Consider the following 17,182-nt stretch of genomic DNA (forward strand, 5'->3'; position numbering starts at 1 on the left):
TCTTACCATCCTTTAATTAATAAAGTTTCATTGCTATGATAGCCCTCACAGAACCGTGCTTGTGGTTTTCCCACACACGGCTCTTCAATATAGCTATTCTGCTTTGAAGTAGTACCATATAAAGAAAACTTTATTTTTGGCATTGGTAGCGGATTCCACTGCAAATAGTTTTTAAACCATTTATAGCTTACTTTTCTACTACCTCTTCGGTTTATCCACTTATGTACCATTTGTACAGTTCTATAGTAAAACTTAGAGATCGATTGAAAATTACCGCTAATACCAACATAATTATAATGTCCTGTTAGTTTTGATTTTAGTGTTGGCCACCATTCTTTCAAAGCTATTTGCGATCTTATTGACTTTAACCATTCTTGAGTTTCTTTTAGTTTTCTTGCAAAGCTACTCTTCATTGTCTTATGACCCATTACAAAGTATCCTTGCCTACTTTTTCCACAATAGTGAGTAAAACCAAGAAAGTTAAATGTCTCCACTTTCTCTTTCCTTTTACTTGCTAGTTGCCAAGGTCGTCTACCAAACTTAACCTTCCTTGTTTTCTCTTCTGATATGCTTAATCCAAAACCTTTTAGCCTATCTTGTAGTAAGTTTAAAAATTCTTCTGCATCTTTAGCACTTTCACAACACACCACATAATCATCACAGTATCTTATTAACTCAACATAGCCTTTAGCTTTTGACTTAAAGACTTTCTCAAACCATAGATCTAAGACATAATGTAAGTAAATATTTGCAAGTATTGGACTTGCTACTGAGCCTTGCAGTATACCTTGATCACTGCTACTAACAACACCATCCTTAGTTGCTCCAGCTTTTAAAAGTCTTCTTATTAGCCACATAAAATTCTTGTCTAATATTCTTTCTTCTAAACACCTTTGCAACCAATAATGATTTATGTTATCGAAAAATTTCCTAATATCTACTTCTACAACATAATTAATTGGCTTTTTCATTACCACTTCATTTAAGGCTTTTATTGCTGAATGACAGCTTAAGTTAGGTCGAAATCCGTAAGAGCATTTTAGAAAATCTTGCTCATATATTGCTTCTAACAATTTCTTTACTGCTAATTGCACTATTTTATCTTCAACTGTTGAAATACCAAGCCCTCGCTTTTCTTTGCTGTTAGTTTTAGGTATATATACCATTCTAACTGCACTAGCCCTGTAGCTTCTATCTTTTAGTCTCTGCACAAGCTTTTCTACATGCTCCTCTAGATTCTTGCCATATTCTTCAACCGTTACTTCATCTATGCCATAAGCTCTGTTCCTTTTCAGCTCTTTGTAACATTTAATAAGATTCTCCTTATTTATATGATGCACAAGTGCTGTAAATTTTAGCTTCTTATCTTCCTTAGCTTTAGCAGATATAAGTTTAAGTTTACTTTCCATTCTACTCTCTAACCTCCGTGTATTAGTGAATTAAGCGTACTTACACTAACGCTATATTGCTGACCCCTTCCCCATGTACATGGCTTTCCCATGCTCAGAATACTATGAGTCAGTCCGACTTCCATTGTATCATACTTTAATTCTTGCTCTTAACAGCTTGTTTTAAAGTACTCACTTGCGTAAGAATACAATGGATCTCCTAGGTTCAGGTAAATTCCATCTTGTAGCGTGTCATGGTCTGTGACTCCGGTAGAGCAATAGATGAAATTATTTCCCATGCTTGTTCTTCTATGTAATACTTCATATTGGTAGTTCCTTTTTTTGATAACTAGAAACTACCATTTCTTCTTACTATGGCAACTTTTTATTCCTCTTGCCTAACTATAATTTTTGTCAACAGAACCTAGCTCTTCTTGAAGTTATACTATCGTCTACCAACTCTTCATTTACGAGCAGTATAGGTTAATTTAAAGTCAGTAATATTCGTGCCTTAAGATAACCTTGAGTTAAAATAAAGGCTTTAAATAGTTCATTATAATAAAATTCACAATAAACACAACTGATTTCCATTGTTTTAATACTAATTGCAATAATGAACACGGTGTTATAAAATGGGTTTTTAACTGATAAATAGGTACTCAAATAGCTAGGTTAATATTACCGCAAGGTTTTGAAGGTCATGATTTTATAAAAATGATGAAACATGAGCCGCATGGTCGAAATCGTATACGTTTATTGGCGATGTATCACCTTCAATTAGGCAAATCTTTTAAAGCCATATCTGAAATAGTGAAGTCACACTGGAAAACTGTGCAATCATCGCTCAGAAGATTTAGGAATCATGGTTTTGAAGGATTATTTGAATCACAAAGAAGCGGTGCCCCTAGGAAGATTAACAGTATACAAGAGTCTGCTATTTTTGATAAAATCAATACGCTCAGTGAAAGTAAAACTGGTGGGTATATAACTGGAAAGGAGCTACATATCATGTTAGTTGAGGAATATGGTGCTAAATGTGCTTTAAAAACAGTCTACAATACTATGCACCGCCTTGGTTTTAGCTGGATTACTTCTCGTTCAATGCATCCAAAATCAAATCAAGAGACTCAAAATAGATATAATACCAATTGTAATAATTAACACGGTGTATTTATCCAATCTCTATACATAATTGATTTTACTAAATCTACATTATGAGCAAGTTGATTCCAAGCGTAACAAGCCATAGTAACGATATCTTCATATACACCATAACATTGGTTAGACAAGAAATGATTTTTAATCCATTCCCAAACTTGTTCCATTGCATTAAGTTCCGGTGCATAGGGCGGAAGCGGTATCAAAGTGATATTGCTTGGCACAGTTAGTTTTTTGGCTGTGTGCCAACCTGCATTATCCGTTAGTAAAGCTATATGTCGGTTGCCTTGAATACTGCGAGAAAGCTCTTCTAAGAATTTATTCATTGCCTGTGTGTTTGCATATGGTAAAATTAATGCACAAGCTTCTCCTGTCTCATGGCAAGCAGCTCCGTAAATATATGTTGAAATAAATTGCTGTTGCCGAACTTTACGGGGTCTAGTACCACGCTTAGCCCATATACGAATTAAGCTACCTTGTTGCCCAACTCTAGTTTCATCCTGAGACCATATATCAACTTTACATCTATCGATATTTTTTGCTAATAATTTTGTTAACATGTCTGGAAAGTTTTCTTATATCTATTTTGAGTCTCTTGATTTGATTTTGGATGCATTGAACGAGAAGTAATCCAGCTAAAACCAAGGCGGTGCATAGTATTGTAGACTGTTTTTAAAGCACATTTAGCACCATATTCCTCAACTAACATGATATGTAGCTCCTTTCCAGTTATATACCCACCAGTTTTACTTTCACTGAGCGTATTGATTTTATCAAAAATAGCAGACTCTTGTATACTGTTAATCTTCCTAGGGGCACCGCTTCTTTGTGATTCAAATAATCCTTCAAAACCATGATTCCTAAATCTTCTGAGCGATGATTGCACAGTTTTCCAGTGTGACTTCACTATTTCAGATATGGCTTTAAAAGATTTGCCTAATTGAAGGTGATACATCGCCAATAAACGTATACGATTTCGACCATACGGCTCATGTTTCATCATTTTTATAAAATCATGACCTTCAAAACCTTGCGGTAATATTAACCTAGCTATTTGAGTACCTATTTATCAGTTAAAAACCCATTTTTTAACACCGTGTTCATTATTGCAATTAGTATTAGAATATTTAGAATATGTTAATAATGTATCTCCTGAAGAGTTAGATCTTACTAAAATTGCATCACTACCTGAAGAAGTACAGAAAACCGTTCAATGGATTGTAGGGTTAGATACAGAGAGTCGTTCAGAGCTATTAGAAAATATTAAGTCATTAATAATTAGTACCTCTCATGATTATAAGTATAATATTTCTTGTGTTCAAGAAGTGACTAAACTTGAGGGACAGGATACACTATACGAGCATGTTGACAACTTAGTTGACTGTTATTAGAAAGTAAAAAATGCATTACTTTGCCAGTCGACCGACTTTTAAATTTCTCTGATTGCAGACTTTAAGCTTTTGTTGTATGTTACATAAAAAACTCTAAAGAACAATGGCAATATCTATTAAAGAACTTGAAGAAATTATACGTTATAGTTTTCCAAATGCCAAAATAAAAATTGTTGATTTAGCTGAAGATCAGGATCATTATTCCTTAGAAATACAAGATGATGCTTTTCTTGGAATTAGTCTAATTAATCAGCACAAGATGGTAAAAAAAGCTTTAGCAGAAATACTGAATAATAATAAATTACATGCTATCACCATAAAAACTACCAGTTCTCCATTAAATATAGTCAAATAATCATACACCTGCATTCCCAACATTAGGGTAGTTATTGTTCTATACTACTATCATAAGCAAAAGTTAGTGTTACAGTTGTACCTATACCTATTTTACTTTGTAGATCAAATTTACCTCTCATTAGTTCAACCAACTTTCGAGTGAGTGGTAAACCAAGACCAGTCCCTTGATATTTTCTGCCAACGGCACTATCAATTTGACCAAATGTTGAGAGTACTTTTGGAATATCTTTCTCATCAATTCCTATACCAGTATCTATAACTTGTACATAAACTAGTCCTTGAGATTCATTTTTTTCAGCATGAATTGTTATAGAACCTAATGCGTTGGTGAATTTTATAGAATTAGATAAAAGGTTAAAAAATACTTGTTTAAGCCTTTTGGGATCTGCTTTTATAATAATATGATCTTTTGGTAGTTTTTCAATTAATGCTACATTCGCTTGGTCAGCTCTTGGTTTCATTATCCTTATAGTAGAAGTAATTAATTTATTTAGGTCTAACTCTATAAAATCAACTAATAGCTTGTCAACAGATGCTTTTGACAAGTCTAATATATCGGTTATTATACCTAGTAAATGCTTGCCTGCGTTATGAATATCTTTTACATAAACATCATGTTCCTTATTGTAAGGTGTAGACATCATAATTTCTGAAAAACCTATAATAGCATTTAGAGGGGTACGCAGCTCATGACTAACATTGGCAAAAAATTTAGTATGAGCAGAACTTTCATTTCTAACCTTAGTTACTGCTTCCTCTAATGCTTTATTAGCCTCAAATTGCCGGTCTATAATTTTTTGTGCATAATTTGTGTTGCTCATAACTATAACTAAAAATATTACCAAAATGATCACAAAAGTTAATAATACTTTTCTTTCAAGCTCTATAATACTTGCCCATAAACTAGTAATATTGGTATGTATCTCTAATACACCATCAACAGGATAGTTCAATGGATCACGGTTTATTATTGGGATATAACTTGTTATACAAGATGCTTTCTTTACCTCCCCTGATATATGTAACATGGCTCTAGGAATTAATAGATGAGTTGTTATCCCTTTAAAAGCTTTGTTAAAGGCTTGTTCTATACTCAATTCTTTTAAAAAATATCTATCAATTTTGGTAAGAATTTTTTGATACAGAGTATCTTCAGGAAAATTCATGTGACTTGTTACTTGAATTGGCGAACTAGTTATAATTTTATTACCTTGTAGATCATATAAAGAAATATAGGCATTAAGATTAACAAAAATATCAACTGAAGTAGTTGCAAACCTAATAAAATCTGTATCTTGTAATAAATTTATATAACCAAATTCATGTATCTTATCTACAGCAGTTCTATTCCTATCCCAAACATTTTTTGTATAAATATCAGCTATTTTAATATTTGTTTCTCCGACTTGCTTTAAAATCATTTCTTCAATAATGAAGTAACGATAGTAAATCATATTTACAATAATGTTTATAAATAAGCCAATGGATGACACTCTAACAATATATTTATTTTGAATCATTAGGTTTGCACATATATTACTTACACATATAGACACAGGACAATATTAAAGTCATAACTAATAGCTGATATTTCCTTTGTAACCTTATCATTCCTAATCACACGAATTCTCATAGGCGTCAACTTAAGAATCTAGCATGTCATTGCGAGGAGACCATAAGGTCGACGAAGCAATCTATATGACAAGTTTCATGGATTGCCACGCTCTCACGTACGTTCGCTCGCTAATAGACGGTTTAAGCCTTACAACAACGCTTCGCTAATAGACGATTTTTTAACTTTCAACAGTTATGCCCAATTACCCTACCCATTGTATACTACTCGTAAATGAAGAGTTGGTAGACGATAGTATAACTTCAAGAAGAGCTAGCAGTAGTAGCCGAGCTGCTAGGCGTACATTAGTGAGCAACTTCGATCTTTAGACACGACGACGCCAATTCTTGAAGTTCACCGAGTATACCCTTTATTTTTTCAATTCATTGCTACTTTTATTAGTCAAGATTAATCCCATAATTAAATCATAAGCTCTAGCAAATTGATAATCTTTTTTATAAAGATCAGATAATTGTTCTAGAGTATTTTTTGGTTTGGTATTTTTTGTAGTATCATCTGTTTTCTTAATAAGTTCTTTATTTTTATCTGTAGTATCTACTTTTTTATCATCATTTTTATTATTATCGTTTTTTAGATAATTCTTTAGAGAAGATTCAGAAAATCTCTTATCTATTGATTTTGTTTCGGGATACTTAACTTCTGCCATCTCAACCACTATGTCAGGTTCAATACCCTCTGCTTGAATTGAACGACCACTAGGAGTGTAATATTTAGCTGTTGTAAGCTTTATAGCAGCTCTAGGACTAATTGTAGCAAAGCTTTGTACGGATCCTTTACCAAAAGATTTTGTTCCAAGTATTACTGCTTTTTTATGATCTTGCAATGCACCAGCTACGATTTCTGCAGCTGAAGCAGATCCAACATTAATAAGAGCAACAATCGGGACAGATGGTGCTTTTTCTGCAAATTTATTGCTAGTCAATACCGAGTTACTATTTTTGCTTCTGCCTTTGGTAGTAACGATTACCCCAGAATCAATAAAATATTCGCTAACCGCAACAGCCTGATCTAACAAACCACCACCATTATTACGTAGGTCTAAGATAATACCTTTTAGACCATTTTTACTTTCATTTTTTAAAGTTTTTATAGATTTTTTTAATTCTGCAATAGTATGTTCATTAAAACTCCCTATCCTTACGTAAGCGATATTCTTTCTCTCTAAATGGGCTTTTACTGGTGTAATTGTAACTATTTCTCTATTAAGTTCAAGTTCCTTTGGCTTGCTTTCACCTTCCGTGATTACCAATAATTTTACCTTTGCCCCTGGTTCTCCACGCATCTCTCTGACCGCTTTATTAAATCCCAAATTTGATACCAACTCATCATTAACCCCCACAATATAGTCTCCAGCTTTTATACCTGCCTTATAAGCTGGTAAATCATCAATAGGGGAAATGACTTTGATAGCACCATTGTCATACTGCACTTCAACACCAATACCTCCAAATTCTCCTTTAGTGTGGTCAAGAAAATATTCTAGATCCTCATCAGTAATGTAGTTAGAATGAGGATCTAGCGAAGTTAACATGCCTTCTATAGCTGCATCAGTCATTTTTTGTTTTTCAGGATCTTGGACATAGTCTCTATTAACACGTTCAAAGATATCTTGGAATTGTTTTAAATAAGCTGAATTTGGTAATTCTTTCTTCTTTACTTCTTCAGCAAATGTTATATTAGAAAAAATGATAGAACTTGATAATAATATTGTAATTAAACGTAAGAACATAGTACTCCTGTAATTTATAAGTAGTTGGTAGATGACGCAATTTTAAATATCTAGATTGTTTATAATAGTATCCATTTTAATTAAAGCCTGATCATAAATAAACTGGAAACGTTTTTCTGGTTTCTTGCCCATAAGATTGTCTACCATCTTAGCAATATTATCAAAATCATCTATAGTAACTTTTAAAAGTGACCTATTTTTTGGATTCATTGTTGTTTCTTTTAACTGAGCTGGCATCATTTCCCCCAGTCCCTTAAATCTACCAATGTCTATTTTAGCTTTACTATTTTTTAATAATCTAGCAGTTAAATCAGTCTTTTGTTGATCATTTATTGCATAGTAAGTTTTATTAGACTGTGTTAGTCGATAAAGTGGTGGTTTTGCAATATATAAATGACCCGATGATACTAGCTTTGGCATACGAAGGTAAAAAAACGTCATTAACAGTGAGGCGATGTGAGATCCGTCAACATCAGCATCTGTCATAATTATTATTTTTTCATAACGTAAATTTTCTTCTCGGTAATTTTTAAGGCTACCGCATGCTAGTGCCACTTCTAGATCTTGAATTTCTTGATTATTAGTAATCTTTTCTAGAGTCGCATTGGCAACATTTAGGATTTTGCCCCGAAGAGGCAAAATAGCTTGTGTTTCTCGATCCCTTGCCTGCTTAGCTGATCCTCCAGCTGAATCTCCCTCAACCAAAAAGAGCTCCGTCCCATGAGGAGACGTTCTTGTACAATCGGCTAATTTACCTGGTAGTCGCAATTTCTGTGTAGCAGTTTTACGTAAGGTATTTTTTTCATTACGCTTATTTATTCGGAATTCAGCAATATTGACTATATGCTCAACTAATTGGTTTGCGGCTACTTTATTACTGCTTAACCAATGATCGAAATGGTCCTTAATAATGTGTTCTACTATTTTATTAACCCCTAGTGAAACCAATTTTTCTTTTGTTTGTCCTTGAAATATTGGATCTTGGATAAATATAGAGAGAACAATAGAAGAAGTTTCAAGAATATCTTCAATAGTAAGTAGAGTTGTTTTTTTATTACCTATCATCTCGCCGTATATTTTTAAGCTGCGAAGTAATGCATTACGCAAACCTTGTTCATGAGTTCCACCAAGGGGGGTGGGAATAGTGTTACAATATGATTGTATGAAGGGTTGGTATTCATTTTTATTCCAAGCAATTGCCCATTCCACTTTTACGTGATCTTGATCCCAATCAATATTACCACAAAAAATCTCTCCACTAACTAAATCGTCATGATTTATTTTTGATATTAAATAATCCTTCAAACCATCTGGAAAATGGATCAAGGCTGTTGTCGGTACATCACTTTTAGTCTCAATCTCACATTGCCACTCTATCATTACTCCCCTGTACAAATAGGCTTTTGATTTAGCTAATTCGTATATTTTTTTAGGAGAAAAACACGATGTTTCACCAAAAATTTCTAGGTCAGGATGAAAGTGTATAGATGTTCCCTTTAATTTTTTTGCAACATCTTCGCTTTCTAAATCATTCAATTTATGCCCTTTAGAATAAGATTGCTTAAATAATTTACCCTGCTTGTACACTTGAACTTCTAAATAGTCAGATAAAGCATTAACAACAGAAATACCAACTCCGTGTAATCCACCTGCTGTTTGGTATACATTATTCGCAAATTTACCTCCCGAGTGGAGCTGAGTTAGAATCACCTCCAAAGCAGATTTTTCAGGAAATTTGGGGTGATTATCGACAGGAATTCCTCTACCATTATCAGAAATAGTGATACTGTTATTCACATGCATTTTTATGGTTATAATGTTAGCAAAACCAGCAACAGCTTCATCCATAGCATTATCCAGTACTTCCGAAACAAGATGATGCATAGCATTTTCGTCTGTTCCGCCAATATACATACCAGGACGCTTGCGTATAGGTTCAAGCCCTTCTAATACTTCAATATCTTTTGCAGTATATGAATTATTAATTTTAGGCTTTTTATCATTAGAACTAAATAGATCAGACATATTATGGTATTAACTTACAAGTTTTTGGGTAAAATTTGTGCAAAAGGTGAAAGCCACTACTATAGAGCCTTTTGCACTATTTTGAAAGATAGAGAAAAGCAAGCAAACATACAGCAACTGCCTGAAATATAACCCGTAGTGACATTAATTTTGAGCTAAATTTTTTATCAAATTTCCCACCAATAGCCATAGAGACAATCCCTATCACTAAGACCAATGTAGTCAAGCTTAAAGCAATTAACGTATATATCATTAAAATTCCTCGAAAGAGTTATTATAACCTATTCATAAATAATATAAAATCCGAAAATTAATTATCTTTCGTTCAAGAGATTTATTGCATCTATACAGGCAAATGTGGCAATTTTTGTTATCTCACTTGCTGACGCTCCCATTTGTACTATTTGTACCGGATATTCAAAACCATTAATTATTGGTCCTATAAAAACACCTCCAGCTAATTCTTGTAACAATTGTGTTGATATTGCAGCCGAATGTAGACCGGGCATAATTAATACATTAGCAGGACCTGATAGCCTACAAAACTTATATGAATTACGATTAGGGTTCAGAGCAACATTAGCTGACATTTCGCCATCATATTCAAAATCTAGACTCATACTATCTAAAATTCTAACAGTTTCCCGTACTCTATTTGCCTTTTCTCTCATTGGATTACCAAAAGTTGAGAAGGAAAGTAGTGCAACCTTTGGTGTCATTCCCATATTTTTTGCTATATTAGCAGTCTGCAAGGTTATTTCCACAAGATCTTGCTCATTTGGCAGTTCAGCCACACTATTATCAGCAATAATTATATTATGCTCCTTGGCAATCAGAATGGAATAACCTAAAATTCTGTTATTTTCTTTGGCTTCCATTACCTTCATAATATCCTCTAAGCTACTATAATAGCTCTTTGTTACACCAGTAACCATACAATCAGCATCGCCACAAGCTACCATGATAGCTGAGAATATATTTTTATCACTTTTAACTAGTCTAGCACAGTCACGGTATAAGTAACCTTTACGCTGTAACCGGCTATAAAGAGTATCTATATATTTATCAAGATTTTGGTTAATAGCAGCATTCATTATGGTAATACCATCTAAATCATAATTCATACCTATTCTATTTAAAACAGCAGATATTTTATCAGATCTACCAACTAGGATAGGATGAGCATACGAAGCATCCCGCATACTCATAGCAGCTATAATTACCTCTTCCTCCTCACCTTCAGCAAAAACTATTCTTTGAGGTGTTGATTGTTGAATTCTCTCAAATAATAGATTCATGTAATGAGAGGTAGGATTTAACCTACTTTCCAGCTCCTTTGCATAATTCTTAACATCAAATTCGGTAATTTTAGCAACCCCACTATCTATAGCAGCTTTAGCTACCGCTACCGGAACAGTGGTAATTAATCTTGGATCAAATGGTACAGGAATTATGTAATCTGGACCAAAAAACATTTTTTTACCAGGATATGCTTTATAAACTTCATTCGGAACAGCTTGTCTTGCTAATTCAGCTAAAGAAGTTGCTGCCGCTATTTTCATTTCCTGATTAATACTAGTAGCTCTAACATCTAAAGCTCCACGGAAAATATATGGAAATCCCATAACATTATTAATCTGATTATTATAATCAGAGCGTCCAGTAGCAATGATTGCATCGCTTCTAACTAGCTGTATATCCTCCGGAGTAATCTCTGGGTCTGGATTAGCCATGGCAAAAATGATAGGATTTGCAGCCATGCTAGCTACCATTTCTTTAGATACTGTTCCTTTAACAGATAAACCAAGGAATACATCGGCTGACTTCATAGCATCACTCAGAGTTCTAAGATAGGTCTCGACTGCATATAATTCTTTCCATTTGTTCATGCCTTTTTGCCGACCTTGGTAAACTACCCCCATTTTATCACATAGTATAACATTTTTTTTGTCTACACTAAGAGCAATTAGTAATTCAATGCAAGCAATTGCCGCTGCCCCTGCACCACTTACGACAATTTTTAGACTATCAAATGAACGATTGGTAAGATAAGCTGCATTAATTAAACCTGCAGCAACAATAATAGCCGTGCCATGCTGATCATCATGAAAAACAGGTATCTGCATACAGCTTTTTAATTTTTCTTCAATTATAAAACATTCAGGAGATTTAATATCTTCTAAATTAATGCCTCCAAAACTGTAATTAAGATATTTTACTGCATTAACAAACTCATCAGGGTCAGTCGTATCTATTTCAAGATCAATAGAATTGATATCCGCAAAGTTCTTGAATAAAACGGCTTTTCCTTCCATTACGGGTTTCGACGCAGCTGCACCTATACTACCAAGGCCAAGAACTGCCGTACCGTTAGTTATTACAGCAACTAAGTTACCTCTAGCAGTATATTTATAAATATCATCTATATTTTTCGCAATTTCAAGACACGGAGCTGCTACCCCTGGCGAATAAGCCAAAGCCAAGTCATGTGCAGTATCCAAAGGCTTAGTTGTCACAATAGCAATTTTGCCTGGCTTACCTTTTTGATGATATTCTAAGGCTTTGAGATAATTTATTTTATTCATTTCACCCATGATGTTATTCCTTCTTAATTACTTCAAGTGTTTATTAACCTCAGTTTTGGATTAAAATTAAAAATTTTAATCCAAAACTGGTTAAAATATCAGAAAAATGCATTCTTGAAACGGTTCTACGAATGCATTTTAATCTATTATCGCTAATAATCTTATTTTTATTGGTATAAAAATAAGATTATTAGCAAATGAAATATTTAACAATCAGGCGTCAAACCGCTTTAAGCCTGATTATTTACATTCTCATTCCAATTTCGGATTAATGAAATTAATCCGAAATTGAGTTTATTAGTTATATCATCCACATAAGAACTGACAATGATACTATTGAAAAAAGTGTTGTGAACGTAATGATTGATGCCATAGATTCCGGATCACCACCAAGCTGGCGTGATAAAACATAAGCCGTGCTAGCACACGGCAGACAGCTATACAGGACACCAACTGATTTAGCAGTACCAGTTATTGACATTAGTGACAACACAATTATTGTGACAACAGGAAAAGCCACTAACTTAACAAAACTAGTAAGCAATACATTTTGTAAAATAGCACCACGCATAAAAAATTTGAGACTTGCCCCAACATTTAGCATGCCTATAGCTAAAGCAGAGTTGGACAGGCTAGATAAGGTTTTTTTTATACCAAGATGTAATTCTAAACCAGAATAATTAAAAAGAAATCCAATTATACTAGCTATAATCAAGGGATTTTGTACTATCAATTTAAGTATCAATATAAAGCTAGCTTTAGGCGACTTAGCTACTGAACTATCAGGGATATAACGTGCAAAAATCATTACTGATATGATATTAGTAAAAATGATCATATAGGATGAAATCACAGATACTATAGCAAGTCCCTCCTGACCCAAGAGAGGACTACTAACACCAAAAAATATATAACTATTAAAACGTATTGCACCTTGAAAAGTTGAAGTAAACTGAACCTTGTCAAAATTGGTTTTCTTCTGATAGATAATTAAAGCCAAAGAAATAATAGAGCTGGAGATGATTAATGCAAATACCAGTGTTATTATAGACGATGCATTTAAATCGGCTGCAGATATATTATTAAAAAGCATAATAGGGAAAAGAAAAAAATATGATAATTTCTCTAATCCTCGCCAAAATTCTTCAGAAGTCAACCATTTCCTTTTGATAATACTACCAAACAAGGGAATCAACAAAACAGGTAATGTACTAGAGAAGATTTCGTTCATCAGTTTACAATTATCCCAATTAGCAATTGCTAGACAATTAGCAATTGGCTGTAAATATTATGTTATACCCCCATCCGGCATAAGAATTTGTCAATTCTTATGCCGGATTCGCGTGTTACGATTAAAATTTTACCTCGCATAATATCAGAGTTTGATTGCAAATCAAGACGTATACTCAAATGACCCTTTGAGTATCAATCAAATTTCTTGATTATTTTGCTTAAATCTTATAGAACTCATAGGGAAGTCTAATGAAGATCCTAAGATGAGGGAGCTATTTTTATTGTATGTACCTAAATTAATTATATATAAAATACTTAGTGGAATCAAATATTCTGATATACTCGATGAAAATCAAGAATTGCGTTGTCGTCTTCAGGGTTCTTCGGTGCTCACGTACTAAATGTACGCTCCGCTCCTCGACCCTTCGACTCCTAGCACTTCATGATTTTGATCTTCGTCTATCAACTCTTCATTTACGAGTAGTATATATTCTAGTAAACTTAAATTATTTTTAGACCGTGATGAATCATAACATAGTTAACTTGGTAGCTGCCATTGTCTTGTCCCTTGGTATTATTTTTGGATGGCAATATTTTTACGATAAACCAAGATTACAAAAATTAGAACAGCAAAATAAAATATATAATAAGCAAGTTCAAGAGTTAAAGAAAAAGAATGTTCAAGTAGAAGCCTCTAAAGAAGCTGAATCCTTTGTTGCTACCAAGAGAATTCAGATAAACTCAGAATTACTTTCCGGATCAATTTCTTTAAAAGGTCTTCGATTTGATGATTTAATCTTGTTGAAATATAAGCAGGATTTATCACCAGATAGTAAGCCTGTTGTATTATTTGCTCATTCTCAGTCAGAAGAAGCCTATTTTGCAGAAATAGGTTGGTTTAATAAAGATAACAGTACTATCCTTCCTGATAGCGAAACTCTTTGGCAGACTGATAATGATGAGTTAACTCCTGAAAAAGCTGTAAATTTATCATGGACTAACAAAGATGGGGTTAAATTCTTGGTTACTATCAGCATGGATAGTAATTACTTGTTCACCATAGATCAAACTACGGTAAATGATAGTAAGCAGCCAATATCAGTTCAGTATTATGGACTAATTAACCGTAAATATACTGGCAAAGAGAAAGTGGCTAATATCCTGCATCAAGGACCAATTGGTGCTATTGATGGTAGGCTTAAAGAACATTCCTTTGATGACTTAAAAGATAAAAAGACTAAAAAATTTCCGCAAGGCGTTGTTGATTGGATTGGTATAACAGATAAATATTGGCTAGCTTCCTTAATTCCGGATAAAATTAGTAAGTATAGTTCTAATTTCAATTGTGTAATAAAAAACGGTATTGAAAAATATCAGGTTGACTTCATTTCACCAACTCAAACTATAGAAGTAGGAAACAAATTTACTATATCACAAAGATTATTTGCCGGAGCAAAGAAAGTTGATTTATTAGATAAATACGAAAAGCAATATAATATTATGCTATTTGACAGGGCAATTGACTTTGGTTGGTTTTATATAATCACTAAGCCAGTTTTTAATGCTATGAACTTTTTCTATCACTATGTTGGTAACTTCGGTATTAGTATCTTGATTGTAACTGTTATCATAAAACTGCTAATGTTTACTCTAGCTAATAAATCATATCGTTCGATGAAAAAGACAAAAAATCTTCAGCCTGAAGTCGAGAGAATTAGGGCTTTATATGCTGATGATAAAATGAGGCTTAACCAAGAAGTTATGGCATTGTACAAAAGAGAAAAGGTTAATCCCATAGCTGGTTGTCTCCCCCTTATTGTACAAATCCCAGTATTTTTCTCAATTTATAAAGTGTTAAATGTAACTATTGAGATGCGTCAATCACCATTTTTTGGTTGGATAAAAGATTTATCTGCTCCAGATCCCATAACAATTTTCAACTTGTTTGGATTACTGCCATTTACGTGTCCAAGCTTCCTGATGATTGGTGTATGGCCCATTTTTATGGCTCTGACTATGTTTCTACAGCAAAGGATGAGTCCAGAGCCAGCTGATCCAGTTCAAGCTCAAGTAATGAAATTTATGCCGCTGGTTTTCTTAGTAATGTTTAGTAGTTTTCCAGCAGGATTGCTGATTTACTGGTCTTGGAATAATATTTTATCGATAATTCAACAATATTACATCAATAAATTAGACAATAATGTCGCTTGATAAGATTACAAAACTTTTCCGTCAAGAAGTAAAATTCATCGCTGGTGTGGCAAAAATAAATCAGTTTCCTAGCATATTTTTGCCAGAAATTGCATTTGTTGGCAAATCAAATGTTGGCAAGTCAAGTTTGATTAATAGTATATGTAATAATTCAAGTCTTGCTAGGGTGTCTAATACCCCTGGTCGTACTAGGCAAATAAATTTTTTCTCCCTTGCCGATAAACTTATTTTAGTTGATCTTCCTGGATATGGCTTTGCAGAAGTACCAATATACATAAGGCAGCAGTGGGAAACCTTAATAGCCTGTTATCTCAGAACGAGTTTAAACCTCAAATTAGTAAATTTATTGATTGATGCTAGAAGAGGAATAAAGCAAAATGACGTAGAGATTGCTAAATTATTACTTTCTTGTAATAAAAATTTTCAAATTGTTTTTACAAAGTCGGATAAGGTAACACATAGAGAAAACCTAACGACGTTAACACAGAATTTTCTTGCAACTTTAGGCTACTCCTGTAATGTAATTTATACAAGTAGCAGGAGTAAAGAAGGTGCAAAAGAATTGCAGTTTAATTTGGCAGAATGCATTAAATTATAAAGAAAAAGAGGGGAAAGGTTTTGCCCGTGTCAAAGATACTAGCCTAATTAAAGACATAATAAGACGTAGTAGTGAAGTTAGAGACCAAGTCATGGTATTTAAGCTACCGTCATTAATTATTGATGATGACAAATTGTTAACGAATTTTGCAGAGGTAATACAGTTACTTGACAGTTGTGGCATTAAAATCTTTATAGTTCATGATCATACTAATTTGGTAAATGATACGCTAAAATTGTTTGGCTGTGATGAAAAATTTATCAATAATATTAAGGTAGCCGATTATAAAAGCTCGCAGATTATGGAAATGGTTCTGTCTGGCTATATTAATAAGCGTATAGTTTCAAAGCTCTGTAGTTTAGGTTGTTATGCTATTGGTATTTCCTGCAAAGATGCTAATCTTATTCAAGCTAAAAAATCAAAATTATCACATAGGAGAGACAGTAATCAAGCTGTAATAGATATTGGGTTTGTCAGTGAACCAGTTATAATAAACCCTGAGATTTTAATAAATTTTGAAGATAGCAACATTATTCCTGTTATAACACCAGTAGCTAGTGATGAAAAAGGCAATACTCATCTACTGGATGTAAATCTGACGACGTCGATAATTGCTTCCTCATTAGATGCAGATCATTTAGTATTATTATGTGATGGGATAGAGTGTGCCGGAGAGAAGTACATACGAGTAAGGGATATTAATGTATTGAAAGAGATGTTGAATAATACTGTTGATCCTGAAAAAGTTAGCTTGCTTGAAGCAGCTTTAAGTGCTACTCAAAACAGTAGCAATTATGTACATTTTCTCAATTCAGCTTTCCCTGATTCGATATTGTTAAGTATGTTTATAAGTAAAGAATATGAGTGACCCCCA

Annotated in this window: 15 protein-coding genes; 6 read left to right on the forward strand and 9 right to left on the reverse strand. The window is 33.4% G+C overall.

Translation table 11 applies throughout. The features are described 5' to 3' along the window. Positions 1 to 2 precede the first annotated feature (2 nt). Complete coding sequence (gene ltrA / locus ACFE3K_RS06065) at positions 3 to 1,409, reverse strand: group II intron reverse transcriptase/maturase (RefSeq protein ID WP_375358595.1); 1,407 nt, start codon at positions 1,407 to 1,409, stop codon at positions 3 to 5. Positions 1,410 to 2,102: 693 nt separating this feature from the next. On the opposite strand from ltrA, the gene ACFE3K_RS06070 reads away from it, so the two are divergent. Then, entirely contained in the window at positions 2,103 to 2,549 is a 447-nt protein-coding gene (locus ACFE3K_RS06070; RefSeq protein ID WP_375358650.1) for a helix-turn-helix domain-containing protein, read from the forward strand. Here ACFE3K_RS06070 and ACFE3K_RS06075 read toward each other — a convergent pair. Together ACFE3K_RS06075 and ACFE3K_RS06080 are read right to left on the reverse strand one after the other, a co-directional pair. Next, positions 2,546 to 3,106 (reverse strand): IS630 family transposase, encoded by a 561-nt coding sequence (locus ACFE3K_RS06075; protein WP_375358651.1) that lies wholly within the window; start codon positions 3,104 to 3,106, stop codon positions 2,546 to 2,548. The genes ACFE3K_RS06070 and ACFE3K_RS06075 overlap by 4 nt on opposite strands. Then, positions 3,100 to 3,549 carry a helix-turn-helix domain-containing protein gene (locus ACFE3K_RS06080; RefSeq protein WP_375358652.1) on the reverse strand — a complete coding sequence of 150 codons (450 nt, stop codon included), beginning with the start codon at positions 3,547 to 3,549 and terminating at the stop codon, positions 3,100 to 3,102. Before ACFE3K_RS06080 ends, ACFE3K_RS06075 begins: the two co-directional genes overlap by 7 nt. Before the next feature lie 103 nt (positions 3,550 to 3,652). Between ACFE3K_RS06080 and ACFE3K_RS06085 the strand changes: the two genes are divergently transcribed. Beyond that, on the forward strand, positions 3,653 to 3,937 hold the full coding sequence (locus ACFE3K_RS06085; protein ID WP_375358653.1) for a hypothetical protein: 285 nt from the start codon (positions 3,653 to 3,655) through the stop codon (positions 3,935 to 3,937). Between the two features lie 103 nt (positions 3,938 to 4,040). Beyond that, positions 4,041 to 4,292, forward strand: a complete 252-nt coding sequence (locus tag ACFE3K_RS06090) for a BolA/IbaG family iron-sulfur metabolism protein (RefSeq protein WP_342259370.1) — start codon at positions 4,041 to 4,043, stop codon at positions 4,290 to 4,292. Positions 4,293 to 4,323: 31 nt separating this feature from the next. Here ACFE3K_RS06090 and ACFE3K_RS06095 read toward each other — a convergent pair whose 3' ends face one another. The 6 genes from ACFE3K_RS06095 to ACFE3K_RS06120 all read right to left on the reverse strand — a co-directional run bounded on the left by ACFE3K_RS06095 (position 4,324) and on the right by ACFE3K_RS06120 (position 13,497). Beyond that, on the reverse strand, positions 4,324 to 5,814 hold the full coding sequence (locus ACFE3K_RS06095) for a sensor histidine kinase (RefSeq protein WP_375358654.1): 1,491 nt from the start codon (positions 5,812 to 5,814) through the stop codon (positions 4,324 to 4,326). Positions 5,815 to 6,276: 462 nt separating this feature from the next. Beyond that, positions 6,277 to 7,656: a S41 family peptidase gene (locus ACFE3K_RS06100; protein WP_375358655.1), complete on the reverse strand. Its 1,380-nt coding sequence runs from the start codon at positions 7,654 to 7,656 to the stop codon at positions 6,277 to 6,279. A gap of 42 nt (positions 7,657 to 7,698) precedes the next feature. Beyond that, a complete protein-coding gene (parE, locus tag ACFE3K_RS06105) occupies positions 7,699 to 9,681 on the reverse strand; it encodes a DNA topoisomerase IV subunit B (protein WP_375358656.1) in 1,983 nt (660 codons plus the stop codon). Between the two features lie 76 nt (positions 9,682 to 9,757). Next, complete coding sequence (locus ACFE3K_RS06110) at positions 9,758 to 9,934, reverse strand: twin transmembrane helix small protein (protein WP_341747906.1); 177 nt, start codon at positions 9,932 to 9,934, stop codon at positions 9,758 to 9,760. 61 nt (positions 9,935 to 9,995) lie between these two features. Further along, complete coding sequence (locus tag ACFE3K_RS06115; RefSeq protein ID WP_375358657.1) at positions 9,996 to 12,275, reverse strand: NADP-dependent malic enzyme; 2,280 nt, start codon at positions 12,273 to 12,275, stop codon at positions 9,996 to 9,998. Positions 12,276 to 12,567: 292 nt separating this feature from the next. Further along, positions 12,568 to 13,497 carry an AEC family transporter gene (locus tag ACFE3K_RS06120; protein ID WP_375358658.1) on the reverse strand — a complete coding sequence of 310 codons (930 nt, stop codon included), beginning with the start codon at positions 13,495 to 13,497 and terminating at the stop codon, positions 12,568 to 12,570. A 524-nt stretch (positions 13,498 to 14,021) separates the two neighbouring features. Here ACFE3K_RS06120 and yidC point away from each other — a divergent pair. Genes yidC through ACFE3K_RS06135 form a run of 3 tightly spaced genes read left to right on the forward strand, consistent with a single transcriptional unit; the run spans position 14,022 to position 17,176 of the window. Next, positions 14,022 to 15,710 carry a membrane protein insertase YidC gene (yidC, locus tag ACFE3K_RS06125; RefSeq protein ID WP_375359504.1) on the forward strand — a complete coding sequence of 563 codons (1,689 nt, stop codon included), beginning with the start codon at positions 14,022 to 14,024 and terminating at the stop codon, positions 15,708 to 15,710. After that, positions 15,700 to 16,308, forward strand: a complete 609-nt coding sequence (gene yihA / locus ACFE3K_RS06130; RefSeq protein WP_375358659.1) for a ribosome biogenesis GTP-binding protein YihA/YsxC — start codon at positions 15,700 to 15,702, stop codon at positions 16,306 to 16,308. Before yidC ends, yihA begins: the two co-directional genes overlap by 11 nt. After that, positions 16,262 to 17,176 carry an acetylglutamate kinase gene (locus tag ACFE3K_RS06135; RefSeq protein WP_375358660.1) on the forward strand — a complete coding sequence of 305 codons (915 nt, stop codon included), beginning with the start codon at positions 16,262 to 16,264 and terminating at the stop codon, positions 17,174 to 17,176. The genes yihA and ACFE3K_RS06135 overlap by 47 nt, the downstream gene beginning before the upstream one ends. Positions 17,177 to 17,182: the final 6 nt, after the last annotated feature.

Source organism: Candidatus Tisiphia endosymbiont of Neophilaenus lineatus, assembly GCF_964264975.1.
GTDB lineage: Bacteria > Pseudomonadota > Alphaproteobacteria > Rickettsiales > Rickettsiaceae > Tisiphia.

Coding starts and splice junctions, on each gene's coding strand:
- ltrA (WP_375358595.1), bottom strand. CDS start 1,409: ATGGAAAGTAAACTTAAACTTATATCTGCTAAAGCTAAGGAAGATAAG.
- ACFE3K_RS06110 (WP_341747906.1), bottom strand. CDS start 9,934: ATGATATATACGTTAATTGCTTTAAGCTTGACTACATTGGTCTTAGTG.
- ACFE3K_RS06090 (WP_342259370.1), top strand. CDS start 4,041: ATGGCAATATCTATTAAAGAACTTGAAGAAATTATACGTTATAGTTTT.
- yidC (WP_375359504.1), top strand. CDS start 14,022: ATGAATCATAACATAGTTAACTTGGTAGCTGCCATTGTCTTGTCCCTT.
- ACFE3K_RS06115 (WP_375358657.1), bottom strand. CDS start 12,275: ATGGGTGAAATGAATAAAATAAATTATCTCAAAGCCTTAGAATATCAT.
- parE (WP_375358656.1), bottom strand. CDS start 9,681: ATGTCTGATCTATTTAGTTCTAATGATAAAAAGCCTAAAATTAATAAT.
- ACFE3K_RS06100 (WP_375358655.1), bottom strand. CDS start 7,656: ATGTTCTTACGTTTAATTACAATATTATTATCAAGTTCTATCATTTTT.
- ACFE3K_RS06075 (WP_375358651.1), bottom strand. CDS start 3,106: ATGTTAACAAAATTATTAGCAAAAAATATCGATAGATGTAAAGTTGAT.
- yihA (WP_375358659.1), top strand. CDS start 15,700: ATGTCGCTTGATAAGATTACAAAACTTTTCCGTCAAGAAGTAAAATTC.
- ACFE3K_RS06070 (WP_375358650.1), top strand. CDS start 2,103: ATGATGAAACATGAGCCGCATGGTCGAAATCGTATACGTTTATTGGCG.
- ACFE3K_RS06080 (WP_375358652.1), bottom strand. CDS start 3,549: ATGATGAAACATGAGCCGTATGGTCGAAATCGTATACGTTTATTGGCG.
- ACFE3K_RS06120 (WP_375358658.1), bottom strand. CDS start 13,497: ATGAACGAAATCTTCTCTAGTACATTACCTGTTTTGTTGATTCCCTTG.
- ACFE3K_RS06095 (WP_375358654.1), bottom strand. CDS start 5,814: ATGATTCAAAATAAATATATTGTTAGAGTGTCATCCATTGGCTTATTT.